A 24232-nucleotide genomic window follows, 5' to 3' on the forward strand; every position below is an offset into this window, starting at 1 on the left:
ACGCCTGGTCAGGCAGCCGCTTGCCGCAGCGCCGCTTTTTGCGTCTGGAATGCCCATTCGAGCCAAAGCGTCAACGCCTTGAGATCGGAAGCCTCCACCGTGGCGCCGGCCCAGATGCGCAGGCCCGAAGGCGCGTCGCGATAGGCGCCGATATCATAGGCGATGCCCTCTTTCTCGAGCAGGGCAACCAGGTTCTTGGCGAAACCGGCCTGTGCCTCGGCATCGAGCGCGACGATCTCGGGATCGGCGATCGTCAGGCACACCGACGTGTTGGACCGGGTCTCCGGCACGCGGGCGAGATTGGCGGCCCAGGTCGATTTCGCGACGAAATCGTCGAGCACGGCGAAATTCGCCTCTGCCCGGGCGACAAGCCCGTCGAGGCCGCCGATGGACTTGGCCCAGTTGAGCGCGTCCAGATAATCCTCGACGCAGAGCATCGACGGCGTATTGATGGTCTCGCCGGCAAAGATGCCTTCGATCAGCTTGCCGCCGGATGTCAGGCGGAAGATTTTCGGCAAGGGCCAGGCCGGCTTGTAGGTGAGCAGGCGCTCTACCGCGCGCGGGCTGAGGATGAGCATGCCATGGGCGCCCTCGCCGCCAAGCACCTTCTGCCAGGAATAGGTGACGACATCGAGCTTGTCGAAGTCGAGACGTTGCGCAAAGGCCGCCGACGTCGCGTCGCAGATCGTCAGGCCCTTGCGGTCGGCCGGGATGAAATCGCCATCGGGCACGCGCACGCCGGAAGTCGTTCCGTTCCAGGTGAAGACCACGTCGCGGTCGAAATCGATGGAGGAAAGGTCCGGCAATTCGCCATAGCCGGCCTCGATCAGCCGCGTGTCGGCCAGCTTGAGCTGCTTGACGACATCCGTCACCCAGCCGGCGCCGAAGCTTTCCCAGGCGACCATGTCGACACCACGTTCGCCAAGCAGCGACCACAGCGCCATCTCGACGGCGCCGGTATCCGAAGCCGGAACGATCCCGATGCGGTAATCCGCCGGAACCTGCAGAACTTCACGTGTCAGATCAATGGCTTGCTTGAGCTTTGCCTTGCCGACCTTAGCGCGGTGCGAGCGGCCGAGGGGCGCATCGGCAAGCGCTTCGAGCGACCAGCCGGGACGTTTGGCGCAGGGGCCAGATGAAAAATTGGGATTGGCCGGGCGCAATGCCGGCTTCGAAAGCGTCGTCATGTTTTCTCCTATCCTCTCAGATAGCACGCCTTTCGTTGGGGAAAGGTGGCCCGCTGCGGGAATTAAGAGAAATGTCGCTGACAGTCAAGAAATATGTTCCGCGGCGACACGATTTCCCTGCCGACGCACGAAAAATGGCGGACCCCGTAGGACCCGCCATCCAAATAAAGCCTGTGCGACCGGCCTAGAAGGCGTAGCGCACGCCCAGCTTGAAATCATGCGAGGTGATGTCCTTGAACGTCACCTGCTCGCCGCGCGTCGAGCCATTGTCATTGTAGAACGTGCCCGTCTTGGCATCGCCCAGATCGACATAGCTGTAGCCGAGATCGATGGTCATCCGCTCGGTGGCCTGGATGCCGACACCGGCATGAAGCGCCCAGGCAAGGTTCCATTCGGAATTGCTGCCCGCATAGCCACCGCCGGCATTGAGGACGTTGACGTCCCTGAATTCGGAGATCGTATTGCGCGAGGCGCCGATACCCGCGCCGATATAGGGCGTGATGCCGGCATAGGTGCCGAGATCGGCATAGGCATTGGCGAGGAACAGCCATTCGGACTTCTTGGCGCTGTATTCATTGGTGCCCGATCCGAAAGCCGGATTGCTCGGGTTCGAATAATAGTCGAGCGCGCTGAATTCGGTCTTGCCGCGATACTGCGCCGTGACGTCCGCACGCAGCCAGTCATTGAACTGGTAGCCGACGCCGATCTGGCCGGTGATGCCGGCATCGAAATCGCCATCATTGTGCCAGCCGAAGATTTCCGGCGCGTCGAAGCCGGAATAGTCGAGCTTGTCGAGACGCTGGTTGCTCATGCCGATATCGCCGCGCAGATACCAGCCGCCGAATTGCTGGACCTCGACGACGGGCGCCTCCTGAATGTCCGCCGCGAGGGCCGGAGCGGAAAGGAGACAGGCGCCCAAGGCCGCCAGTACATTGTATTTAGTCAGGATCGTCATTTCCGTTTCCCTCGTCAGGCCCATGGACCGGTGCACGCGATGCAGCCGGTAGTTGCAGCTGACTATCGAGGAAAAAAGTTAAATCCCGCTTAACCGTGTTTATTCACCATATCCGTTAAGGAAATTGCCCGCATGGTGGCGCAACCTGGCGCTATTCAGGACAAGCCAAACAAAAAGAGCCCCGCGCGGGGCTCCTTGCATGCTCTCGTCGGCAGGGCCGATCAGGCCGCCGATGAAATGACCGAGATGATGTCGTTGACGACGGTTTCGACCAGCTTGCGGTCGTCGCCTTCGGCCATGACCCTGATGAGCGGCTCGGTGCCGGAGGGGCGGATGACCAGGCGGCCGGTATTGCCCAGCCTGTTGCGCGCCTCGTCGATGGCGCTCTTCACCTGCTTGTTCTCCAGCGGCTTCTTGCCGGTCGTACGCACGTTCTTCAACAGTTGCGGCACGGCGTCGAACTTGCGGCAAACCTCGCTCACCGGCCGTCCCTGCTCCTGCACGACGGCAAGGATCTGCAGCGCCGAAACCAGGCCGTCGCCCGTCGTCGAGAAATCGGAAAGCACGATATGGCCGGATTGTTCGCCGCCGACATTGAAGCCATGATTGCGCATGTGTTCGACCACGTAGCGGTCGCCCACCTGGGTGCGCGCCAGCGTCAGGCCGCGATCGCCGAGGAACCGCTCGAAGCCGAGATTGGACATGATCGTCGCCACCACGCCGCCGCCGACGAGGCGGTCCGATTCCTGCCAAGACTGCGCGATGACCGCCATGAGCTGGTCGCCGTCGATCACGGCGCCATTCTCGTCGACGATGAGCACGCGGTCCGCATCGCCGTCCAGCGCGATGCCGATATCGGCCCGCACCTCATGCACCTTCTTGATGAGGCCGAGCGGATGGGTGGAGCCGCAATCCTCGTTGATATTGGTGCCGTTCGGCTCGTTATTGATGGTGACGACTTCGGCGCCGAGTTCCCAGAGCGCCGCGGGAGCGACCTTGTAGGCGGCGCCATTGGCGCAATCGACGACGATGCGCAGGCCGCTCAGCGAGATGTTCTTCGGCATGGTGCGCTTGGCGAACTCGATATAGCGATAAATGTCGCCATCGACGCGCTTGGCGCGGCCGAGCGCCTCGGAACCGGAAAGCCGGTCGCCCAGATCCTCATCCATCAGCCGCTCGATATCGAGCTCGATCTCGTCGGAAAGCTTGAAGCCGTCCGGGCCGAAGAGCTTGATGCCATTGTCGCTGAAGGGATTGTGCGAGGCCGAGATCATCACGCCGATATCGGCACGCAGCGAGCGGCACAGCATGGCGACGGCCGGAGTGGGGATCGGGCCGAGCAGGAATACGTCCATGCCCGTCGAAGTGAAGCCCGCGACCAGCGCGTTTTCGATCATGTAGCCGGAAAGCCGCGTATCCTTGCCGATCACCACGCGATTGCGATAATCGCCTCGCTTGAAGGCGAGGCCGACGGCCATGCCGACTTTCATCGCGATATCGGGGGTCATGGGATAGGAATTCGCTCTGCCGCGGATTCCATCTGTGCCGAAATATTTGCGCGCCATATTGAAGGTCCAGTTACGGGGCGAGGACCGTCCCAATCAAGTCTGTTCTGCTTATGGCAGAAGGCCGGTCATGCCGCATTTCACAAATTGTGTTGCTAATATACTAAAAGCAAGAGGTGAACAATTAGTACAAAATGGCCGGTCATGACCGGCCATTTTATCTATGTATTCAAGCTCAGGATTGCGGCTGAGGCTCGAAACCCTTGTCGGGCTCGTCACCCTTGCGCGGCTTCTTCGCCCCCGCCTTCGGCACGGCGGAGCCCCGCGAAGGCGGCGTATCGTCGCCAAGATCGCGCGCAGGCTTGTCGCCGGCCATCAGCGCCTTGATCTCCTCGCCGGTCAGCGTCTCGTATTCGAGCAGCCCCTCGGCAATGGCGATCCATTCCTTCTTCTTCTTGGTCAGGATGCTGCGCGCATGCGAATAGGCATCGTCGATGAGCTTGCGCACCTCGGCATCGATGAGCTGGGCGGTCTCTTCCGAGACGTTCTGGGTCCGTGCGACCGAGTGGCCGAGGAAGACTTCCTCCTGGTTCTCGCCATAGGCGACCTGGCCGAGCTTGTCGGAAAAGCCCCAGCGGGTGACCATGGCGCGGGCCAGTTTCGTCGCCTGCTCGATGTCGGAAGACGCGCCGGAGGTGATGTTCTCCTTGCCGAATTTCAGCTCCTCGGCGATACGCCCGCCCATCATGATGGCGAGGCGGGAAATCATCCATTTGTAGCTCATCGAATAGCGGTCGGCTTCGGGCAGCTGCATGACCATGCCGAGGGCACGGCCGCGCGGGATGATCGTCGCCTTGTGCAGCGGATCGGCCGCCTCGACATTCAGCGCGACAATGGCATGTCCGGCCTCATGATAGGCGGTGAGTTCCTTTTCCGCCTGCGTCATGGCCGTGGACCGCCGCTCGGCGCCCATCATGATCTTGTCCTTGGCGTCCTCGAATTCCAGCATGGTGACGAGGCGCTTGTTGCGGCGCGCGGCCATCAAGGCGGCTTCGTTGACGAGGTTCATCAGGTCGGCGCCGGAGAAGCCGGGCGTGCCGCGGGCAAGCACCTTCAGATCGACATTGGGCGCCAGCGGCACGTTGCGCGCATGGACCTTCAGGATCTTCTCGCGACCGGAAACGTCCGGGTTCGGCACGACGACCTGGCGGTCGAAGCGGCCCGGGCGCAGCAGCGCGGGATCGAGAACGTCGGGACGGTTGGTGGCGGCGATCAGGATCACGCCCTCATTGGCTTCGAAGCCGTCCATCTCGACCAGCAGCTGGTTCAGCGTCTGCTCGCGTTCATCATTGCCGCCGCCAAGCCCGGCGCCGCGATGGCGGCCGACAGCGTCGATCTCGTCGATGAAGATGATACATGGCGCGTTCTTCTTCGCCTGTTCGAACATGTCGCGGACGCGCGATGCGCCGACGCCGACGAACATTTCGACGAAGTCCGAGCCGGAGATGGTGAAGAAGGGCACATTGGCCTCGCCGGCGATGGCGCGGGCAAGCAGCGTCTTACCGGTACCGGGAGGGCCGACGAGCAGCACACCGCGCGGAATCCGCCCGCCGAGTCGCTGGAACTTCTGCGCATCGCGCAGGAACTCGACGATTTCCTCAAGGTCTTCCTTGGCCTCGTCCACACCGGCCACGTCCTGGAACGTCACGCGGCCATGGGCCTCGGTCAGGAGCTTCGCCTTGGATTTTCCGAACCCCATGGCGCCGCGCGAACCACCCTGCATCTGGCGCATGAAGAATATCCAGACGCCAAGGATGAGGATCATCGGCAGCCAGGAAATCAGCATTCCGACCAGCGAGGTCGAACCATCGGATTCAGGCCGTGCGGCGATCTGTACATTCTTGCTTTCGAGGCGGCCCACAAGCCCGGCATCGCCCGGCGAATAGGTCTGGAAGCTGGCATTGCTGTCGGAATATACGCCTGTAATGCGGTTGCCCGAGATCGTTACCGATTTGACGCGCCCGCTGTTCACATCGCTGATGAACTGGGAATAGGGAACATCGCTCGATCCCGAACGCGATGTGGGGCTCTGGAATAGGTTGAACAACGCGATCAGGAGCAAGGCGATAATCGCCCACAGCGCGAAGTTCCTGTAGTTAGGATTCATATCGGGTCCCATCAATTGCAACCGCACATGCGGAATTCTATCGTAACATAGGTTCGAAGCGTGGCCTTGCCAAGGCTAGCAGTCCAACTCGGGTCAATTCTTGTTAATCTGGTTTACAGGCGGCGCCGGATAGGCCTGCAACTTCAAGATGTGCGCAAAAGATTGAGCCAGTGCCACATCATATCCTGAAAGAACCCGGTCGAACAGGGAAAGGTGCCGGGTGACGCTGACGCAGGCCGAGGCGAAGTCCTCGACCAGCGTGCCGTCGCTTCGCACGAGCGATGGCGCCGATGCGGCCGCCCGCCGCTGCAATGGCGAAGGCTGGCCCGCCGCATCCGCCTGGCGGCCGCGCGGCATGATCGTGACCGGCGTATGGCCGCCATTGCTCACGCGGTAGCGGCCGTCCCAGACGATCGTCGCGCCGGGCTCGACGATATGTGTCGGGATTCCCCGCAATTCACGGTAGATCGCGGTGGATCGGCGCCGGCTTTCGAGGATGCAGCGCGCAAGCGAGGCTTTCTTGCCGGCCTCGCCATCGGCCAGAAACGCAACTGCCCTGTCGCATTGCGCGGCAGCGGGCAGGAATTCCTGGCCGCCGATGATGGCGAGAATGGCGCCGGTCGCCAGCCGCTGCGGATCGGGCCCGGCAGGCTGGCGCGAGACGATCGCAAGGTCGTCGCCCTCCATCGCCAGAAGCGACGGCAGTAGCGTCGCCGCATCCGCGCCCAGCCCCTGCCGCCGCGCTGCATGTTCGGCAATGCGCCGCTGCAGCGGCGCCCGGTCGCCGCCGCGCAGCCGGTTTCGTACCCGCACGCGCTCATAGTCGACGTTTTCGTTGCTCGGGTCGTCGCGCCACTCGACGCCGGCCCGTTGCAGATAGCGACGCAGCGTCTCCCGCGACGTGCCGAGCAAGGGCCGGAGCAGCCAGTAGCGCCGCTCCAGCAGGGTCGCCGGCGCCATTGCGGCAAGGCCGCGCGCATCGCTGGCTTCCTTTGCCCGCTCAAGGCGCATGGCATAGGTTTCGATCTGGTCGTCGAGCGTGTGGCCGGTGAGGATCGCCTGCGCGCCAAGATCGGCGGCAGCCTCGCACAGCAGCCGGTAGCGCGCTTCCCTGGCCTTCGACGAAAGTGCACTGTCAGGCTTCGGCCCCTCCCACCGCATGGTGCGATGGGCGATCCCGGCCCGTTCGCACAGCTGCGCGACATAGGCTGCCTCGGCGGCGGATTCAGGCCGCAGCCCGTGATCGACGGTCACTGCGACGATTCTCGGAAAAGCCGCTTCCCGCTTCGAACGGTCGAGCAGGAGATATAGCAGGGCCAGCGAGTCGCTGCCGCCGGAGACGGCGACCACGACCGAGTTCAGGCTGGCGAAGTCGATGGATGCGAAGGCTGCCGCAGGATCAGCACTTGTTGGCGGCACGTTCATTCTTCACGCGCTCTTTCACCGCCTGCGAAACATTGGGGTAGCGCGATGTGACGGAGGAAAAGGTGGCGCAGGCCACTTCATGATCCTTCATCCTGGCCAGCGTCATGCCGAGCTTGAGCAGGTTTTCCGGGCTCTTCTTGGCATCCGGATATTGCTTGTGATTGTCGAGAAAGACCGACGCCGCCTGCTGGTAGCGCCCGAGGCCGTAGAGCGATTCTCCCAGCCAGTAGCGGGCATCGGGATTGGCCGGATCATTGGGGAAACGATCGACATGGCTGCGGAACGCCGCCTCGGCGCTGCGATAGTCGCCCGAGAGGAAAAGCTGGTAGGCCTGGTCGTAGAGCGATTTCGGATCGTCGGTCTGTGGCAGGGCGGCGACGATGGTATTGTCGGCACCGGCCGGCGCATTGCTGGCCGTTCCACCGATTACGTTGCCATTGGCATCAAACTGTATCTGGCCGAGCGTGCGCGGCGGGGCGCCGAACAACACGTCGCCGGAAGAATCAGGCTGATTTTCAACAGCAGCGGAATCGGTGGCGGAGGCATCGTCAGATGCCTCCCCATGGTCCGGCTGGGCTGGAGCGGAGGCGACGGCGCGGTCGCTCTTCTGCCCGGCATCGCTGCGCTTGCCCTTTTCGATTTCCTCGAACCGGAATTCATTGTCTTCCTGGACCTTGCGCATCTGCTCCTGCATCTGCAGCAGCTGGAAGTTCAGTTCCTCGATCTTGCCCGTCAGCTGGCGCACCTGCTCTTCAAGCTGGCTGACACGCGGATCGCCCGCCTGCGCCATGATGATCGGGGCGCCGCCCTGGCCGATATCCGTCTTCGGCGCGGGCGGAAAAAACCCGCCGCCAATGCCGGTCGCATGGCTCGCGCCGCCAGCCAGAAACGGCACGACGGTCATCGCCCACACGAAATACTTCAAACGTCTCTTCATCCTTCACCGCCCTGAAAATGGGAAATTACCTTGGATTTTCATCCTGGCGTCGTATTTAACACGAGCAGTGTGACTTCGGCCAAATTTTGTTTCAAGACAATACAAAACGAAAAAAGCGGCCGTTACAGCCGCTTTTTTCCTGGTGATGTTGCTTTGTATCAGCTGCCGGCGCCGCCGAGAACGGTGATGGCGCGGCGGTTCTGCGACCAGCAGGATTCGCTGTCGCAAACGGCGACCGGGCGCTCGTTGCCGTAGGAAAGCGTCTTGATGCGCTGGGCCGGGATGCCGCGGGCTGCAAGGAAGTTGCGGGTGGCAGCCGCACGGCGCTGGCCGAGCGCCAGATTGTATTCACGCGTGCCGCGCTCGTCGGCATGGCCTTCGATCGTGATCGAGTAATTGGGGTAGCGCTGCAGCCACTGGGCCTGCTTGGACAGCGTCTGCTGGGCATCGGCACGGATGACGGACGAGTCGACATCGAAGAAGATGCGGTCGCCGACATTGACGGTGAAGTCCTGCGTCGAGCCGGGCGTGGCGCTTCCGGCAAGACCAAGATCACCGGCGTTGTTGATGTTTTTCTTCGAAGCGCAACCTGCAACGGCGAGCGACAGGAAGAGGGCGACGAAAACGGGACTGCGGGCGATCATTTCGAAGCGGCGCATAGCCTGGACTCCTTAGGAATTGAATTGTGTCTGTCAGCAAGCAGTAACCATATCGAGGTTAAGGCTCGCTCAAGAAACAGGGTTAATCCACTCTTAACACCAGGACTAACGGCGAATTTATTGGTTGTGCCGCATCCTTAAGGCGAGGAATGCGGCGGAAAAACGACGATCGCGGCGAAGTGGGAACTCCGCCGCGATTAACCTTGCAATGATCCGGCATCCTATTCGAGCAAAGGCGACCAGGCCGGGTCGGACGCCAGGTTGGGCGTCTGGATCTGGCGGAGATTGCGGCCGGTCAGGTCCACCGTCATCAGATGCGGGCTGGCGCTGCCGGGAGGCATCCTGAAGAACATCAGCACGCGGCCGTTCGGCGCCCAGGTCGGGCCCTCGTCATGATAGCCGCTGGTCAGGATGCGCTCGCCCGATCCATCCGTCTTCATCACGCCGATCGAGAACTGGCCGCCCGACTGCTTGGTGAAGGCGATGAGATCGCCGCGCGGCGACCAGACCGGCGTCGAATACGAGCCGTCGCCGAAGGATATCCGCTGCGGATTGGAACCGTCGGCGCCCATCTTGTAGATCTGCGGGCGGCCGCCGCGATCGGATTCGAACACGATCTGCGTTCCGTCGGGCGAATAGGACGCGCCCGTATCGATGGCGCTCGTGCTCGTCAGCCGGGTCGTGGTGCGGCTGCGCAGATCCATCGAATAGACATTGGCGCTGCCATCTTCCTGCAGCAGGCTCATGATGACCTTCTGCCCGTCCGGCGAGAAGCGCGGCGCGATGGTCATGCCGGGGAAGTTGCCGACAAGCTCGCGCTGGCCCGTTTCCAATTGCAGCAGGTAGATCTGCGGCCGGCCATGCTCATAGGACATGTAGGTGATTTCCTGGCGGCTCGGCGAGAAGCGCGGCGTCAGGACGAGATCCTTGCCATTCGTCAGATAGCGCACATTGGCGCCGTCCTGGTCCATGATCCCCAGGCGCTTGATGCGCTTTTCCTTGGAACCGGACTCGTCGACGAACACGACGCGCGTATCGAAATAGCCTTTTTCGCCGGTAAGCCGCTCATAGATCGCATCGGCGATGATATGGGCCACCCGGCGCCAGCTGTCCGGCGAGGTGAAGAACTGCTGCCCTTCCAACTGCTGGCCGGCAAACGTATCCCAGAGACGGAATTCCGCCTTCAGCCTGCCGTCGCCCTGCTTGGTCACCCGCCCGGTCACCAGCGCCTGCGCATTGATGACCTTCCAGTCGTCGAAGCGCGGCTGTGCGTCCGGGTTGGATATCTTTTCGATGAAGGCGCCCTTGTCGATCGGGGCGAAGAGCCCCGACCGCTCCAGATCGGCGGCGACCACGCTCGATATCTGCGCGCCCAGCTGATCGCCCGACAGGAAGTCGGTGATGGCGATCGGCAGCGGCTCGACCGTGCCCTTGGTGATGTCGATGACGACTTCTGCCCGGGCCGCCGCATTCATGGTCATGACCATGGCGAAGACCGCCGCAAAGGTTGGAAGAAGTATCCGGATTAGTTTCATCATAGCTTGGGGGCCCTCATCTGGCTGGCCGATTGGTTCAGAACATGTCACGCGGGTCGAAATTGACCGTCACGTCTGCCCAGGTGTCGTATTTCTCCTGCGGCAGGGAGTATGGTGCACAGCGCAGCACGGCGCGGCGTGCGCTCTCGACTGCCGCCCGCTGTACAGGCGAACTCCCGGAACCCGAAACTTCGGGCGTGCCTTCTATCTCGCCGGAACGGGTCAGCCGCATCTTCACGGTAACCAGCAGTCCGTCGGCATCTTCCGCGCCTGCCGGAACGTTCCAGCACTTCTGGATGGCGCCCTTCAGGGCGTCCATTTCGCTCTGGCTGAGCTTCTCGCCCGTGCTCGGCTTCTGCGAGCCGAGGGATGCCCGATCCGTCGACCGTTTGGCACCGCCGCCCGCCGGCTTCTGATTGTTGAGGAGCGCCGCGACCTCGTCGGCAATGCCCTTGTCCTTCGAAGGCGTCGAGGCCGTCTGCGTCTTCTTCGGCTTCTCGGTCGGTTCCTTGCGCTCCGGCGTCTTGGCGGTCTGGGCCGGCGGCGTCGGCTTTGCCTGGGGCATCGCCACCTTTTCCGGCAGCTTCATCTGTTCCTCGGCCGGCTTTTCGGCCACCGGCGCAGGCTCCGCCTTCGGCGCCTCGGTGGGGATCGTCGCCGTCCTGGTCTCGTTGATGGCTTCGGCAACGGGGTCGGGCTTGACCTCCTGCTGCGGCTCCGGTTCCGGCTTCACCTCTGTCGCGGGCACCGGCGTCGGCTCGGGCTGCACTTCGGGCTTCGGATCGGGCTGCGGTTCGGGCTTCTCGACCGGCATCTCGGAAGGCTTCGGCGCCTCGGCCGCCTCGACCGGCTTGGGCTTGGTCTCCGGCACCGGCTTGGTGTCGGTATCCGTATCGCTCTCGCCGATATTCTGCGCGTCGGGCACGGTCTGCGGCTTCTCGCTCGGCTTCGGCGCCGGCTTGTCGTTCTTCGCAGCGGTCTTGTCGCCCTGCTGCAGCTGGCTGACATCCGAGATGATTTCCACGGGCATCGATTCCGAATTCGCCATGTCCATCGGGCTCGGGGCGGAAAAGGACAACAGTCCCCAGCCCAGCACGACGGCGTGGATGATTGCGGATGATGTTATGCTGGCCCGCATTTGGATCAGTTGCCTTCCGGAAGGCTCACAAGGCCTATATTGCTGAAGCCCGAGCCCGAAATCCTGGCCATGACCTTCATGATGGTACCGTAATCGGCGGCCTTGTCGCCCTTGACGAAAATCCGCTCCTTATAGCCTGTCTTGGCAATCGCCTGCAGCCGCGGCACCACCTCGTCGATGGTGATCTCGGTTTCCTGCAGATAGATCTGGCCCTGCGGATTGATCGTCACATAGATCGGGTCGGCCTCGCTGTTCAGCGTCTGGGCCGACGTCTCCGGCATGTCGATCGGCACGCCGACGGTCATCATCGGCGCGGTGACCATGAAGATGATCAGCAGCACCAGCATGACGTCGACGAGCGGCGTCACGTTGATCTCGCTCATCAAACCCTTGGAATGACGTCCGCGGCGCCGGCGCCCGCCGGCAGAACCGCTGTTACCCACTGACATGCCCATATCGTCAATCCCGTAAATGATATTGTTGCGCCATCAGTCCGGTACTCACGCCCGCGGCAGCTTCTCATCGATTTGCCGCGAGAGTATGGCAGAGAATTCATCGGCAAAGCCTTCCATGCGCGCCGTAAGCTTGCCCGCATCGCTCGACAGCTTGTTGTAGGCGATGACCGCCGGAATGGCCGCGACGAGGCCGATCGCCGTCGCCAGCAGGGCCTCGGCGATACCGGGCGCCACGACGGCGAGGCTGGTCGATTTCGAACCGGCAATGCCCATGAACGAGGTCATGATGCCGATGACCGTTCCGAACAGCCCGATGAACGGGCCGGCCGATCCGATCGTCGCCAGCGAAGTGAGCCGTGCCGACAGGTAGTCGCTCTCGCGGGCCAGCGCCACGTCCATCGCCTTGTCGATACGCATCTGCAGGCCGATCGGCGAGCGCGCGCCCTTTTCGAACGATTTCTTCCATTCGCGCATCGCTGCGACGAATATCGCGCCCATGCCGACCGTTCGCTTGTCGCCGAGATTGCGATAGAGCTCCTCGAGCGACTGGCCCGACCAGAACACCTGCTCGAACCGGTCGAAGGCGCGCTTGGCCCGGCCGAAGCCGAGCATCTTGTCGATGATGATCGCCCAGGTCCAGATCGAAGCGCCCAACAACCCGATCATCACCAGCTTGACGATGAGGCCAGCCTGCCAGAACAATCCCCACAAGGATACATCCGACGCTTGAACGGCAACCGCTAAATCTTCCATATTATCCTCGAATCCGAAAACCCGGCTTGGCGACCGGGCTGCAATCGTCTCTCATCCAGTAAACCTTAACGCGGCTTCTTGACGTTAATTTTGGTAAAACGAAGGCGTTAACGCCAAACGCCTCGTTCCCTGCCGTCTATTCATGATTTGTTATGGTTAAGGATCAGTTATGATTCAAATATTTGTTCGATTATAAGTTTTTTTACTCGAACTCACCGATGCGGGCGGAAAAGTTCGACCCATTCGGCCGGAAACCGCCGCGGCCGCCCTGCCCCATTGACCAAGGCGGCTTCCACCGTCGCCGTCAGCAGCAGCTCGTCGCCGCGGCTGATCGACTGGGCCATCTTCACCCTCGCGCCGGAAATGGCTGCCGTATGGGTCTCGACGGTCAATATGTCGTCGATGCGCGCGGCCGAGCGGAAGTTGATCTCCATGCGCCGCACCACCCAGACGATGCTCTCGCCGAGCTTGCCCTCTGCAAGTTCCGAATGATGGACGCCGAGCAGGCGCAGGTAATCCGTCCTGCCGCGCTCGAGGAATTCGAGGTAGCGGGCATGGTAGACGACGCCGGAGAAATCCGTGTCGGCATAGTAGACGCGCGCCTGGAGACGATGGCCGTCGGCCGTCAGTTCACCAGCCAGCGCTGCGGCTGCATCCATCGGTTTGTCGGCCATCATTCGTCGTCCTGGAACAGTGCGATCTGCTGCTGCACGATATCGGCCGGCGCGCTGAGCCCGAGATGCTTCCACGCATTGGCGGTCAGCACCCGGCCGCGCGGCGTCCGCTGGATGAACCCCTGCTGGATCAGATAGGGCTCGATAATGTCCTCGATCGCATCGCGCGGCTCCGACAGGCCCGCGGCGATGGTCTCGATCCCCACCGGCCCGCCGCCGAAATTATGCGCGATCATCGCCAGGTAGCGGCGGTCGAGCTGGTCGAGCCCGAGCTTGTCCACCTCGAGCCGCAGCAGCGCGCTGTCGGCTATCTCGCGGTCGATCCTGTCGCGGCCGTCGACGATGGCAAAATCGCGCACGCGGCGCAGAAGCCGCCCGGCAATGCGCGGCGTGCCGCGCGCCCGCCGCGCCACTTCCAGCGCGCCGTCATCGGTCATGCCTATGCCGAGGATGCGGGCGCCGCGGCGCACGATATGTTCCAGCTCCTCCACCGTATAGAAATTGAGCCGCACCGGAATGCCGAAGCGGTCGCGCAGCGGCGTCGTCAGCAGGCCGAGCCGCGTGGTGGCGGCGACGAGCGTGAATTTAGCCAGGTCGATCTTCACCGAACGCGCCGCAGGTCCCTCGCCGATGATCAGGTCGAGCTGGTAATCCTCCATCGCCGGGTAAAGGATCTCCTCGACAGCCGGATTGAGCCGGTGGATCTCGTCGATGAAGAGAACGTCGTTCTCTTCGAGATTGGTCAGAAGCGCCGCCAGATCGCCGGCTTTCGCGATGACCGGCCCGGAAGTGGAGCGGAAATTGACGCCGAGCTCCTTCGCCATGATCTGCGCGAGCGTGGTCTTGCCGAGGCCGGGCGGCCCGACGAACAGGACATGGTCCAGCGCCTCGCCGCGAGCCTTCGCCGCATCGATGAATACCTTGAGATTGGCGCGCGCGGCGGCCTGGCCGACGAAATCGGCCAGCGTCTGCGGGCGAAGACTGGTATCGAGGTCCTCTCCGCGTTTCTCCGGCGCCAGAAGGCGGTCGGTCTCACTCATTGGCGCCTCCCGCATGCGCTGCGATTGGGTGGAAGGTCGATATCGGCCTGTGACGTGCGCTCAGCATGTTCCATGCAGCCTTATAGAAACTCTTTGCGGCAAATACCAAGCCCGGGCCGCCCGGCATAGTCGGGAACAGGTCTTTTCGTCGTTCATCGCGCCAGTTCTTTGAGCCCCAGGCGGATCAGCTTGGCCGAATCGGCGCCCTCCCCGGCCTCCTTGAGCGCGGCGGCAACGGCATTGGCGGCCTGGTCGCGGGAATAGCCGAGATTGGTCAGCGCCGAAACCGCATCGGTGACCGGCGCGGCGGCGACGCCTTCGCCGAGTTCCTGCTTCAGGCCGATCGTGCCCAACGCCTCGCCCGCAAAGGCCGGCGCCTTGTTCTTCAGTTCCGTGACGATCCGTTCCGCCACGCGCTTGCCGACGCCCGGCGCGCGGCTGACCATGGCTATGTCGCGCAGCGCGATCGCATTGGCGAGGTCCGACGGGGACAGCGTGCCGAGCACGCTCAGCGCCACCTTTGCGCCGATGCCCTGCACATTCTGCAGCAGGCGGAACCATTCCCGCTCCAGCACCGTGCCGAAGCCGTAGAGGCGGATGAGATCCTCGCGCACATAGGTCTCGATCAGCAATGTCGCAGCTTCGCCCGCGCCCGGCAGGCTGGACAGCGTCCGCATCGAGCAATAGGCGACGTAGCCGACGCCGTGCACATCGAGAATGACGTGATCTTCGCCGATCTCGTCCACCGTGCCCTTCAACTTTCCGATCATGCCGCCACCCCGTGTTCAGAGCATCCCGATTGTCATGGTGCCGCCCGGAATCGGTGCCGCCCAAAAATTCCACCGCTTCCGGCAGCCTACAGCGCCGCCAGCTTCTGTTCTATCGCCAGCCGCCCGATCGCGCTCTGCCGGTGGTGCGCATGGCAGATCGCCACCGCAAGGGCGTCGGCCGCATCGTCGGTGTCGAATGTCGCCTTCGGCATCAGCACCTTCACCATCATGTGTATCTGCGCTTTTTCGCCATGGCCGACGCCGATCACCGCTTTTTTCACGGCGTTCGGCGCATATTCCGCCACTTTGAGGCCGGCCAGCGCCGGTACCAGCAGCGCTATGCCGCGCGCCTGCCCGAGCTTGAGCGTCGCCGTCGCATCCTTGTTGACGAAAGTATGCTCCACCGCCGACTCATGCGGCACGAGCTGGTGGATCACCGCTGCGAGGCCGTCATGAAGCTGGCAGAGCCGCGAGGCGAGGTCGAGCTTCGCATCCGAGCTGATCGTACCCGAGGCAACGAAGCGCAGCGAATTGCCGAGCGTCTCGATAATGCCCCAACCGGTGCGCCTGAGCCCCGGATCGATGCCGATGATGCGAATCGCTTCTTTCATGTGCGGACCTTAATCCCGTGTCAGGCGACTTGACAGCAGAAAGGTGAACAAAAGAGAAACAAATTGTCGTTTCGACCGGCTTTTTACCGATGACCGAATGCGGTGGCGAGCAGGCTGATCTGGTCCGAAACCGGATTTGGCGTCAGGAAGCTCGGGCGCGGGGTCCTGCCGCCGCTGTAGATTTCGTCGTCCATCTGCCGCACCCGCGCCTGCAGGCGCAGCGAGCGGTGGACGATACCGCGATAGTCCTCCGGGATATCTTCCCAGCCGGCGGCGCTCTCGGGCGCCGAATCCGTATCGAGGCGAACCTTGGCCTTTTCGGAGAGGACCTGCTCCAGCGTCATTTCCCCGCTGCGCGAAGCCCGCTGCAGCAGCAGCCATGAGGCGACCTGCATCAGGCGCGTCGTCAGGCGCATCGATTCGGCCGCATAAAGCGTCGCGGCCGTGCGCGACATCGAGCGCGCCGCCTCGCGCCCCTCGCCGTCGAGATAGGCCGCAGCCTCCTCGACCAGGTTCATGCCCTCGTCGTAAAGCAGGTTGAAGCCCTCGGAGCGGACCATGCGGTCCGCCAGTCGAATCGTATTGTCAGCCCGAAATTCGTGTTCACCCATCATATGCCCTGTCATCTAATGCGCTGCCGCAATCCGCAATTTCGTCAAAGCAGTGCTTCTTACTGGCGCAGCAGGTCGAACATCACAACGGTTGGCGGGCGGTATTCCCCAGCAACCTGCCCGGTCGGATACATCAGCGCAAGTTTATCCTTAATAAAGGGTTAACGGCAGCGTGCCCGCGAGGATATGAACATAAAAAAAGAGCCGCAAAACGAGGCGGCTCTCAGGAGTCTAACAGGGAGGCGTCAAACAAAGTGGCCAAACCACTTGGTAAGAATCCAGAAAACTGGATGATCAATTTATAGATTGTAATGCTTAATGATCGGTTAACGCCGACAAGCGAATTGCACTTTCGCAGCCGTCCGGCCTCATGCGGACGGCCGTGCCTCCTGCCCGGCCATGGCGAATTCCTCCGCCCGCCTGCGCAGGGCGAATTTCTGGATCTTGCCGGTCGACGTCTTCGGTATGTCCTCGAACAGGACATGACGCGGACATTTGAACGGGGCGAGCACCTTCCTGCAATGGGCGAGGATTTCCGCCGCCTCCGCCGCATGTCCCGGCTTCATCTCCACGAATGCCAGCGGCGTCTCGCCCCATTTCTCGTCGGCACAGGCGACCACGGCACAGGTGCCGACACCGGGAAACTTGTAGATGGCATCCTCGACCTCGATCGACGAAATGTTCTCGCCGCCCGAAATGATGATGTCCTTGGAGCGGTCCTTCAGCTGTATGTAGCCGTCCGGATAGAGAACGCCGAGATCGCCCGAATGGAACCAGCCGCCGGCGAAGGCCTCGGCGCTGGCCTTGGCGTTCTTCAGATAGCCCTTCATGACGATATTGCCGCGGAACATCACCTCGCCGATGGTCCTGCCATCGGCGGGAACCGGCTCCAGCGTCTGCGGGTCGAGCACCGCGAGGTTCTCGAGCGAGGGATAGCGCACCCCCTGCCGGGCCTTGCGCGCCGCCCTTGCGCCCGGCTCCAGCGCATCCCACTCCTGCTGCCATTCATTGACCACTGCCGGGCCATAGGTCTCCGTCAGCCCGTAGAGATGCGTCACTTCGAACCCCGCCTCGGCCATGCCGGCGAGGATCGCCTCCGGCGGCGAAGCGGCGGCGGTATTGAACGACACCGTATGGGGGAAGCGCCGCTTCTCCTCCTCCTTCGCATTGATCAGCGTCGACATGACGATGGGCGCGCCGCACAGATGGGTGACGCCATGATCGGCGATGGCATCGTAGATCGGCTTCGCCCGCACCCAGCGCAGGCAGACATGCGTGCCGAACTGCAGCGCCAGCGTCCAGGGAAAGCACCAGCCATTGCAGTGGAACATCGGCAGCGTCCAGAGATAGACGGCGTAGCGGCCGAGGCCCGAGGCGACGATATTGCCATAGCCCATGAGGGCGGCGCCGCGGTGGTGGTAGACGACGCCCTTGGGATTGCCCGTGGTGCCGGAGGTATAATTGAGGCTGATCGCGTCCCATTCGTCGTCCGGCATCGACCAGGCGAATTCCGGATCGCCGGAAGCGAGGAAGCTCTCGTAGTCGAGATCGCCGATCATCGCCCCCGCCGGATGCGGGGCATCGGCCGGATATTGCCCGTCCACCACATTGATGACCAGCGGCTTGACGCTGCACAGGTCGAGCGCGGCGGCGAAGACCTCCGCGAACTCCGTATCGACGATGGCGATCCTCGTCTGCGCATGGTCGAGCTGGAAGGCGATGATCGGGGCGTCGAGCCTGGTATTGAGCGAATGCAGCACGCCCTTCGTCATCGGCACGCCGAAATGCGCCTCCAGCATCGGCGGCGTATTGGGCAGCATCACGGTTACCGTGTCGCCCTTGCCGATGCCGGCGCGCTGCAGCGCCGATCCCAGCCGGCGCGATCTCGCGTAGAAGGTGGCGTAGTCCGTGCGTTCGGCGCCGTGGATGATGGCGGTGCGGGACGGATAGACCCGCGCGGCACGCTCCAGGAAGGAAAGCGGCGTCAGCGGCTGGTGATTGGCTTCGTTCCGGTCAAGATCCCGATCGAACATTCCACCCATGCACTGCCTCCCACATCACCAGACGACTCCCTGATGCGATAGAAGCAGGTCCGGCCGCCCTTGGCCAGTCTCTTTAGCCGAAACCTAGGCGAGGACGTTGCCGGCGACCTTGACCGAACCGGCCACCTGCACCTTGCCGGCGACAGGGCCCTTGGCCGGCAGGGCCGGCTTCGGAGCGGCCTTGGCGCCCCAGCCGATCCGCGGCAGCCATTCGAGGTAATAGGCAAGGGCGAACTGGGCCATGATGCCGCTGGCGATCAGCAGCGTATCGTCGAGCAGGCCGCCGGGATTCATCACCTTGACCACCTGGGCCACCATTGCGAGGATCGTTCCCGCCACGAAGACCGGCAGCGAATGCTTGCCGAGAATGGCCAGCGGATGATCGACCGCGGTGCGGGCGAGATTGGAGATCGCCGGCACCGAAACGATGATATAGGCCAGCGCAAGCACATGGGCGAGCCGCGTCAGCGACAGGAAGGTCTTGTCGAAGCCGGTGACCACCATCGGCAGGCCGAGCGAGGTATCGACGCCCCAGAGCGGCCAGCGCACCCAGACGAGCGCGATGAGGATATAGGCCGCCGACAGGGCGAACAGATATTTGTTGAAGGCGATGCTGCCGCCGCGGCGCACGTGCATGATGCCGGCGATGCCGATGACGAACAGGAACTGCCATGACAGCGGGTTGAGGAACCAGACGCCATCGGTCGGATAGTTCGGCGGCGCGATCTGGTAGACGCCGGAAACCAGCCACAGCACGCCCGAAATGCCGACCATGGCGCTGATGCTGACGCTGCCTATCGCCAGGAACAGCGGCAGCATGAGCAGGAGGACGCCATACATCGAAAGGATGTTGTTGTAGCCGAGCTGGTGGCCCATCGTCGCAAGGCCGATCAGCGCCTTGGCCGGCTCGTCCATCAGCGGGCCGATATTGATGAAGGACATGAAATCCGGCCGCTTCAGGTAGATGCCGGCGGCGCAGAAGATCGCCAGCGTCGCGATCGTCGTCAATATATGGGTGCTGTAGAGCGTCGCCGCCCGCCGCCATGCCTTCAGCGTCATCAGGAAACGGCTGCCGGCCGAGAATTTGGAGCCATAGGCAAGCCCGACGGCTATTCCGGAGATGAGGACGAAGGCCTCGGCCGAGTCGGAAAAGCCGAAATTCTTGTGGGTCAGGTGCTCGTAGATCGTTCCCGGCACGTGATTGATGAAGATGGTCAACAGCGCCAGCGCCCTGAAGACATCGATGCGGGTGTCCCGCTGTTTTGTCTGGCTCTGTGTCATGTTGTTCACCACTTCCTGTCAGCAATCCGCAAGCTCGATGCCCGGGATTCGGGCTAGCGATTCAGCTTGGCTAGTCGGTTTGATTAATGTCTTCCTAAGGCAAAAGTTGCGGTATTGCCGATCAACTTTAGTTCAAGAATATAACAGGGCGACCACTCCGTCATATGTGAGCTTCAGCCCCATCAGCAGAATCATGCCGTACATGAAGGGGTAGAAAATCTCGGGTCGCATGCGCCTCACGATCCACGCGCCGGCGAAGGTCGCCAGCGGCGCCAGCGGCATCAGCGCCGCCGAGGCAAGGAGGTTCGTCCGGTCGAACTGGCCGAGCGCGAAATAGGGAATGACCTTCACCGCATTGATGATGGCGAAGAAGATCACGCTGGTTCCATTATAGACGCGCGGGTCCTGCCGCAGCGGCAGGGCATAGATCTGGTAGGGCGGCCCGCCGGCATGGGCGACGAAGCTGGTGAAGCCCGCAAGGCTGGACCACAGCGTCGCGGAGCCGGCATTGTGCGGCTGCGGCGTCGCGCGTCTTGCAGGGCTCGCCAGCATGTAGCGCGCGAAAAAGATGATCGCGATCAGCCCGACGATGAGCTTGACCATGTCGTCCGAGATCACCGAGGCCGTCAGCCAGCCGACGAATATGCCGATGAGGCCGCCGGGCAGCATGAGCCTGAGCGTCTGCACGTCCCTGAAGCCGCGCCAGGTCCAGAGGCTTGCGACATCCATCACCAGAAGAATCGGCAGCATGATCGCCGCCGCCTGCACCGGCGGCATGACCAGCGCCATCAGCGGCACGCCGATCTGTCCCATCGCGCCGCCCAGCCCGCCCTTGGAAAGGCCGATGAGGATGGTTGCGGGGACCGCAGCGGCAAAGAACCAGGGATTCGTCAGAAGATCGGGCATGGCGGAGATATCCGGGCGGGAGACACTGCCGTTTACGCCTGTTTGCGCCGGTTGAAAATGGCTGCGGCCGGCAAATCCCCTGTTTTGGCTGCAAAAATTCGCCGCCGCGCCAAATCGCGGCCTGTTCAAAACGCGCCCTATCCTTTATGCCCGAATTCCATCACTATTCTTCGACAGAACGGCCGACAGGGTAATCAGCATGAGTAACGACACCATTCCCCACCGTTGCCGCATCGTTCTTGTAGCGCCTGAAGCCGCTACCCCGGAAGAGCTGGCCGCGCGCCTGTCGCAGGCCCTTGCCGGGGGAGATGCGGCGTCGGTCCTGTTGCCGCCATACGATCTGGACGAGGCGCGTTTCCAGGATATGTGCGAGGCCGCGGTGCCGGTCATCCAGCAGGCCGGCGCGGCCGCCATCATCGTCGGCAACACCCAGATCGCCGGGCGCATCAAGGCCGACGGCGTGCATGTGGAAGGCAAGGCCGCGGAAATCGCCGACCTCGTTTCCCGACTGTCGCCGCGGCTGATCGTCGGTACGGGCAATATCAAGAACCGGCATTCGGCGCTCGAAATCGGCGAGGCGCAGCCGGACTACGTCCTCTTCGGCAAGATCGGCGCGGATGCCAGGCCCGATGCGCATCCCCGCAATGTCGAGCTCGCGGACTGGTGGGCCTCAATGGTCGAGATCCCCTGCATCATCCAGGCCGGCAGCAGCATGGAAAGCATAGGCGATGCGGCAAGCACCGGCGCCGAGTTCATCGCGCTCGGCTCGGCCATTTTCGGCGGCGACGACCCGGAAGCGGCGATGCGGGAAGCCAACCGGCTTCTGGACGAGACCGCGCCCATGTTCGAAGACCAGGAATGAAGGAGGGCAGATTGATCCGCTCCAGCCGTCTTGCCGCCAGAAACGCAGCGCTCGCCCTGGTGCTGCTGGCCCCCAGCATGGCTTTCGGCCAGGACGCTTCCCCTGCTGCCCCATCTGCTGGATCGCCTGCTGCCCCTCAGGAACAGGCACCGGCGACGGCGCCAAAGCAGGACAAGCCGAAATCCGCCAACGAGAATGCGCAGGCGGTCAATCCGACTCGTTTCGGCAAGCCGCCGGAGGACGACGCCTTCGGCGCCTATCAGCGCGGCCTCTACAAGACCGCCTATAATCTCGCGCTGCCGCGGGCCGAGGCGGGCGACGCCGCGGCGCAGGTGCTGGTGGCGGAGATATTGTCGCGCGGCCTCGGCGTGCCGTTCAATCCCGCCGAAGCCGCCAAATGGTACGGCAAGGCAGCCGAACAGGGCTCGCCCGAAGCGCAGTTCCGCTACTCCGCCATCCTTCTCGACGGCCAATATGTGGCGAAGGACCCGGCAAAGGCCCGGCAGCTGACCGAGGCGGCCGCCAATGCCGGCAATGCCGCCGCCCAGTTCAATCTCGGCCAGATGCTGATGCAGGAAAAGCCCGGCTCGACCGGGCTCGACAATGCCTATCCATGGTTCGAGAAGGCGGCGAAGAAGGGCCTCGCGGACGCCGAATATGCGGTGAGCCAGGTTCTCGCCAATGGCACGCCCGGCATCAAGCGCGACGAGGCGCGGGCGCGGGTCTTCCTCATCAGCGCGGCGATCAAGGGCCACGATACGGCGCAGCTCGATCTCGGCACCTGGCTCGTCGAGGGGCGCGGCGGCAAGCGCGACTACAAGACCGGCTTCGGCTGGATGCTGCGGGCGGCGACCGGCGGCAATGTGGCGGCGCAGGCGAGGCTGGCGAAGCTCTATCGCGACGGGCTCGGCGTCGAGGGCGACAGTGTCAAGGCGGCCGCCTGGTACATCGTGGCACGGCGCGCCGGGTTGAACGATCCCGACCTCAATTCCTTCCTCGACGGGCTGGACGACAGCCAGATGGCGGCCGCCATCTCGGAGGCCAACAGGCTGCGATAAACCGCGCCCGGCTGCGGTTTTTCGCGCTTTCTCTTGCCTATCGCGTGATTTTGTGGTCTTGGAGCGCCATTATCGGTCGCCGCGGGCGCCAGTTCAAACTTCAATCCGGATAGACAAATGAAAATCAACGGCAATGAAATCCGTCCAGGCAATGTGATCGAACATGATGGCGGCCTTTGGGTCGCGGTCAAGACCAACGCCGTGAAACCGGGCAAGGGCGGCGCCTACAACCAGGTCGAGCTGAAGAACCTCATCAACGGCACCAAGCTGAACGAGCGTTTCCGCTCGGCCGAGACCGTCGAGAAGGTCCGCCTCGAGCAGAAGGATTTCTCCTTCCTCTACGAGCAGGGCGACGCGCTGATCTTCATGGATACCGCAAGCTACGAACAGCTGGAACTGCAGAAGGATTTCGTCGGCGACCGCGCCGCCTTCCTGCAGGACGGAATGATGGTCACCGTCGAACTCTACGACGAGCGCCCCATCGGCATTTCGCTCCCCGACCAGGTGACGCTGACGATCACGGAAGCCGACCCGGTGGTCAAGGGCCAGACCGCTGCATCGTCCTACAAGCCCGCAGTGCTGGAAAACGGCATCCGCGTACTGGTTCCGCCGTTCATCTCGTCCGGCGAGCGCATCATCGTCGACACCAACGAACTCACCTATGTCCGCCGCGCGGACTGAGCATCGGCATGCGGCAACCGCATGTTGCCGCAACCCATCCTGACTGACGGAGATAAATTCGAATGGCGCGTTCAGCGATCCTCAATGTAATGGTGCAGGCTGCCATGAAGGCTGGCCGCTCGCTGGCGCGCGATTTCGGCGAAGTGCAGAATCTCCAGGTGTCGCTGAAGGGTCCGGGCGATTATGTCAGCCAGGCCGACAAGCGTTCCGAGGAGATCGTCTTCAGCGAATTGAAGCGCGCCCGCCCGGATTACAGCTTCCTGATGGAGGAGACCGGCGCGGTCGAAGGCAGCGACGGGCAGCATCGCTGGCTGGTCGATCCGCTGGACGGCACCACCAACTTCCTGCATGGCATCCCGATGTTCGCGGTCTCCATCGCGCTTGAGCGCCAGGGGCAGATCGTCGCCGGCGTCATCTTCAATCCGGCCATGGACGAGCTCTATACGGCCGAGCGCGGCGGCGGTGCCTTCCTCAACGACCGCCGGCTGCGCGTTGCCGGGCGCACGAAGCTGGTCGATGCCGTCATCGGTACCGGCGTGCCGCATCTCGGCCGCGGCGACCATGGCAATTACCTGCTCCAGCTTCGCAATGTCATGGGCGAGGTTTCCGGCGTGCGGCGCCTCGGCGCTGCGGCTCTGGACCTCGCTTACGTGGCGGCGGGACGCTTCGACGGCTTCTGGGAAGATGGCCTCCATCCCTGGGATACGGGCGCGGGCATCGTCCTGATCCGCGAGGCCGGCGGCTTCGTCACCGATCTCGACGGCGGCCAGAACGTCATCGAGAGCAAGGCGCTCGTCGCCGGCAACGAAGCCATCCAGCGCGCGCTGCTGAAGACGCTCAAAAAGCCGGTCTGATCCGATTTGAAAGGCTGCGGCGGACAAAATGTCTTGCCGCCGCATTCCAACCTTCCAATTCGACCATATTTTCGGCTAGGCTCCGCGCAACCCCCTTGGTTTGCATACATATGATGTATGTACGGG

23 protein-coding genes are annotated in these 24232 nt (G+C 62.9%); 4 read left to right on the top strand and 19 right to left on the bottom strand.

Annotation, left to right across the window (positions count from 1 at the left end; all coding sequences use genetic code 11):
• Positions 1-8 precede the first annotated feature (8 nt).
• From OSJ75_RS04965 to OSJ75_RS05055, 19 genes are all read right to left on the bottom strand, one after another.
• On the bottom strand, positions 9-1187 hold the full coding sequence (locus OSJ75_RS04965; RefSeq protein WP_267227150.1) for a phosphoserine transaminase: 1179 nt from the start codon (positions 1185-1187) through the stop codon (positions 9-11).
• A 184-nt stretch (positions 1188-1371) separates the two neighbouring features.
• Positions 1372-2142, bottom strand: coding sequence for an outer membrane protein (locus tag OSJ75_RS04970; RefSeq protein WP_250020082.1), 771 nt, complete (start codon positions 2140-2142; stop codon positions 1372-1374).
• A 221-nt stretch (positions 2143-2363) separates the two neighbouring features.
• A complete protein-coding gene (glmM, locus tag OSJ75_RS04975) occupies positions 2364-3707 on the bottom strand; it encodes a phosphoglucosamine mutase (RefSeq protein ID WP_250020083.1) in 1344 nt (447 codons plus the stop codon).
• 175 nt (positions 3708-3882) lie between these two features.
• Entirely contained in the window at positions 3883-5814 is a 1932-nt protein-coding gene (gene ftsH / locus OSJ75_RS04980; RefSeq protein ID WP_250020084.1) for an ATP-dependent zinc metalloprotease FtsH, read from the bottom strand.
• Between the two features lie 93 nt (positions 5815-5907).
• Positions 5908-7239 carry a tRNA lysidine(34) synthetase TilS gene (tilS, locus tag OSJ75_RS04985; protein ID WP_267227151.1) on the bottom strand — a complete coding sequence of 444 codons (1332 nt, stop codon included), beginning with the start codon at positions 7237-7239 and terminating at the stop codon, positions 5908-5910.
• Positions 7214-8176: a tol-pal system protein YbgF gene (gene ybgF / locus OSJ75_RS04990; protein WP_267227152.1), complete on the bottom strand. Its 963-nt coding sequence runs from the start codon at positions 8174-8176 to the stop codon at positions 7214-7216. The genes tilS and ybgF overlap by 26 nt, the downstream gene beginning before the upstream one ends.
• 158 nt (positions 8177-8334) lie before the next feature.
• Complete coding sequence (gene pal / locus OSJ75_RS04995; RefSeq protein WP_250020087.1) at positions 8335-8835, bottom strand: peptidoglycan-associated lipoprotein Pal; 501 nt, start codon at positions 8833-8835, stop codon at positions 8335-8337.
• A gap of 221 nt (positions 8836-9056) precedes the next feature.
• Entirely contained in the window at positions 9057-10322 is a 1266-nt protein-coding gene (gene tolB, locus OSJ75_RS05000) for a Tol-Pal system beta propeller repeat protein TolB (RefSeq protein ID WP_250020111.1), read from the bottom strand.
• 85 nt (positions 10323-10407) lie between these two features.
• A complete protein-coding gene (locus OSJ75_RS05005; protein ID WP_267227153.1) occupies positions 10408-11508 on the bottom strand; it encodes a hypothetical protein in 1101 nt (366 codons plus the stop codon).
• Between the two features lie 5 nt (positions 11509-11513).
• Positions 11514-11963 (bottom strand): protein TolR, encoded by a 450-nt coding sequence (gene tolR, locus OSJ75_RS05010; protein WP_250020089.1) that lies wholly within the window; start codon positions 11961-11963, stop codon positions 11514-11516.
• Between the two features lie 45 nt (positions 11964-12008).
• Positions 12009-12716, bottom strand: a complete 708-nt coding sequence (gene tolQ, locus OSJ75_RS05015) for a protein TolQ (protein WP_250020090.1) — start codon at positions 12714-12716, stop codon at positions 12009-12011.
• 212 nt (positions 12717-12928) lie between these two features.
• Positions 12929-13393 (bottom strand): tol-pal system-associated acyl-CoA thioesterase, encoded by a 465-nt coding sequence (gene ybgC, locus OSJ75_RS05020; protein ID WP_267227154.1) that lies wholly within the window; start codon positions 13391-13393, stop codon positions 12929-12931.
• Positions 13390-14430 carry a Holliday junction branch migration DNA helicase RuvB gene (gene ruvB, locus OSJ75_RS05025; RefSeq protein ID WP_250020092.1) on the bottom strand — a complete coding sequence of 347 codons (1041 nt, stop codon included), beginning with the start codon at positions 14428-14430 and terminating at the stop codon, positions 13390-13392. The genes ybgC and ruvB overlap by 4 nt, the downstream gene beginning before the upstream one ends.
• A 152-nt stretch (positions 14431-14582) precedes the next feature.
• Complete coding sequence (gene ruvA / locus OSJ75_RS05030; RefSeq protein ID WP_267227155.1) at positions 14583-15200, bottom strand: Holliday junction branch migration protein RuvA; 618 nt, start codon at positions 15198-15200, stop codon at positions 14583-14585.
• 86 nt (positions 15201-15286) lie between these two features.
• Positions 15287-15811 (bottom strand): crossover junction endodeoxyribonuclease RuvC, encoded by a 525-nt coding sequence (gene ruvC, locus OSJ75_RS05035; RefSeq protein ID WP_250020094.1) that lies wholly within the window; start codon positions 15809-15811, stop codon positions 15287-15289.
• Between the two features lie 83 nt (positions 15812-15894).
• Entirely contained in the window at positions 15895-16422 is a 528-nt protein-coding gene (locus OSJ75_RS05040) for a DUF1465 family protein (protein ID WP_250020095.1), read from the bottom strand.
• Between the two features lie 368 nt (positions 16423-16790).
• Positions 16791-18464, bottom strand: coding sequence for an acyl-CoA synthetase (locus tag OSJ75_RS05045; RefSeq protein ID WP_267227156.1), 1674 nt, complete (start codon positions 18462-18464; stop codon positions 16791-16793).
• 84 nt (positions 18465-18548) lie between these two features.
• The gene (locus OSJ75_RS05050; RefSeq protein WP_250020097.1) at positions 18549-19745 is read right to left on the bottom strand and encodes an OpgC family protein; all 1197 of its coding nucleotides are present in this window, start codon (positions 19743-19745) and stop codon (positions 18549-18551) included.
• A 132-nt stretch (positions 19746-19877) separates the two neighbouring features.
• A complete protein-coding gene (locus OSJ75_RS05055; protein ID WP_267227157.1) occupies positions 19878-20651 on the bottom strand; it encodes a sulfite exporter TauE/SafE family protein in 774 nt (257 codons plus the stop codon).
• 199 nt (positions 20652-20850) lie between these two features.
• Here OSJ75_RS05055 and OSJ75_RS05060 point away from each other — a divergent pair, with 199 nt between their 5' ends.
• The 4 genes from OSJ75_RS05060 to OSJ75_RS05075 all read left to right on the top strand — a co-directional run bounded on the left by OSJ75_RS05060 (position 20851) and on the right by OSJ75_RS05075 (position 24106).
• The gene (locus OSJ75_RS05060) at positions 20851-21513 is read left to right on the top strand and encodes a thiamine phosphate synthase (protein WP_250020099.1); all 663 of its coding nucleotides are present in this window, start codon (positions 20851-20853) and stop codon (positions 21511-21513) included.
• Positions 21514-21590: 77 nt separating this feature from the next.
• The gene (locus OSJ75_RS05065; protein WP_267227493.1) at positions 21591-22571 is read left to right on the top strand and encodes a tetratricopeptide repeat protein; all 981 of its coding nucleotides are present in this window, start codon (positions 21591-21593) and stop codon (positions 22569-22571) included.
• A gap of 117 nt (positions 22572-22688) precedes the next feature.
• Positions 22689-23252 (top strand): elongation factor P, encoded by a 564-nt coding sequence (gene efp / locus OSJ75_RS05070; RefSeq protein ID WP_250020101.1) that lies wholly within the window; start codon positions 22689-22691, stop codon positions 23250-23252.
• A gap of 62 nt (positions 23253-23314) precedes the next feature.
• Positions 23315-24106 (top strand): inositol monophosphatase family protein, encoded by a 792-nt coding sequence (locus OSJ75_RS05075; RefSeq protein ID WP_250020102.1) that lies wholly within the window; start codon positions 23315-23317, stop codon positions 24104-24106.
• Positions 24107-24232: the final 126 nt, after the last annotated feature.

The sequence above is a fragment of the Phyllobacterium sp. 0TCS1.6A genome, from assembly GCF_026420825.1.
GTDB lineage: Bacteria > Pseudomonadota > Alphaproteobacteria > Rhizobiales > Rhizobiaceae > Phyllobacterium.

Excerpts from the sequence above, each read along its gene's own strand:
- OSJ75_RS05045 (WP_267227156.1), bottom strand. The coding sequence starts at position 18,464 with ATGGGTGGAATGTTCGATCGGGATCTTGACCGGAACGAAGCCAATCAC.
- OSJ75_RS05005 (WP_267227153.1), bottom strand. The coding sequence starts at position 11,508 with ATGCGGGCCAGCATAACATCATCCGCAATCATCCACGCCGTCGTGCTG.
- OSJ75_RS04970 (WP_250020082.1), bottom strand. The coding sequence starts at position 2,142 with ATGACGATCCTGACTAAATACAATGTACTGGCGGCCTTGGGCGCCTGT.
- tolR (WP_250020089.1), bottom strand. The coding sequence starts at position 11,963 with ATGGGCATGTCAGTGGGTAACAGCGGTTCTGCCGGCGGGCGCCGGCGC.
- OSJ75_RS05040 (WP_250020095.1), bottom strand. The coding sequence starts at position 16,422 with ATGGGTGAACACGAATTTCGGGCTGACAATACGATTCGACTGGCGGAC.
- OSJ75_RS05075 (WP_250020102.1), top strand. The coding sequence starts at position 23,315 with ATGGCGCGTTCAGCGATCCTCAATGTAATGGTGCAGGCTGCCATGAAG.
- glmM (WP_250020083.1), bottom strand. The coding sequence starts at position 3,707 with ATGGCGCGCAAATATTTCGGCACAGATGGAATCCGCGGCAGAGCGAAT.
- tilS (WP_267227151.1), bottom strand. The coding sequence starts at position 7,239 with ATGAACGTGCCGCCAACAAGTGCTGATCCTGCGGCAGCCTTCGCATCC.
- tolQ (WP_250020090.1), bottom strand. The coding sequence starts at position 12,716 with ATGGAAGATTTAGCGGTTGCCGTTCAAGCGTCGGATGTATCCTTGTGG.
- ybgC (WP_267227154.1), bottom strand. The coding sequence starts at position 13,393 with ATGATGGCCGACAAACCGATGGATGCAGCCGCAGCGCTGGCTGGTGAA.
- OSJ75_RS04965 (WP_267227150.1), bottom strand. The coding sequence starts at position 1,187 with ATGACGACGCTTTCGAAGCCGGCATTGCGCCCGGCCAATCCCAATTTT.
- OSJ75_RS05055 (WP_267227157.1), bottom strand. The coding sequence starts at position 20,651 with ATGCCCGATCTTCTGACGAATCCCTGGTTCTTTGCCGCTGCGGTCCCC.
- pal (WP_250020087.1), bottom strand. The coding sequence starts at position 8,835 with ATGCGCCGCTTCGAAATGATCGCCCGCAGTCCCGTTTTCGTCGCCCTC.
- ruvA (WP_267227155.1), bottom strand. The coding sequence starts at position 15,200 with ATGATCGGAAAGTTGAAGGGCACGGTGGACGAGATCGGCGAAGATCAC.
- tolB (WP_250020111.1), bottom strand. The coding sequence starts at position 10,322 with ATGGTCATGACCATGAATGCGGCGGCCCGGGCAGAAGTCGTCATCGAC.
- OSJ75_RS05060 (WP_250020099.1), top strand. The coding sequence starts at position 20,851 with ATGAGTAACGACACCATTCCCCACCGTTGCCGCATCGTTCTTGTAGCG.
- ybgF (WP_267227152.1), bottom strand. The coding sequence starts at position 8,176 with ATGAAGAGACGTTTGAAGTATTTCGTGTGGGCGATGACCGTCGTGCCG.
- OSJ75_RS05050 (WP_250020097.1), bottom strand. The coding sequence starts at position 19,745 with ATGACACAGAGCCAGACAAAACAGCGGGACACCCGCATCGATGTCTTC.
- ftsH (WP_250020084.1), bottom strand. The coding sequence starts at position 5,814 with ATGAATCCTAACTACAGGAACTTCGCGCTGTGGGCGATTATCGCCTTG.
- ruvC (WP_250020094.1), bottom strand. The coding sequence starts at position 15,811 with ATGAAAGAAGCGATTCGCATCATCGGCATCGATCCGGGGCTCAGGCGC.
- OSJ75_RS05065 (WP_267227493.1), top strand. The coding sequence starts at position 21,591 with ATGGCTTTCGGCCAGGACGCTTCCCCTGCTGCCCCATCTGCTGGATCG.
- efp (WP_250020101.1), top strand. The coding sequence starts at position 22,689 with ATGAAAATCAACGGCAATGAAATCCGTCCAGGCAATGTGATCGAACAT.
- ruvB (WP_250020092.1), bottom strand. The coding sequence starts at position 14,430 with ATGAGTGAGACCGACCGCCTTCTGGCGCCGGAGAAACGCGGAGAGGAC.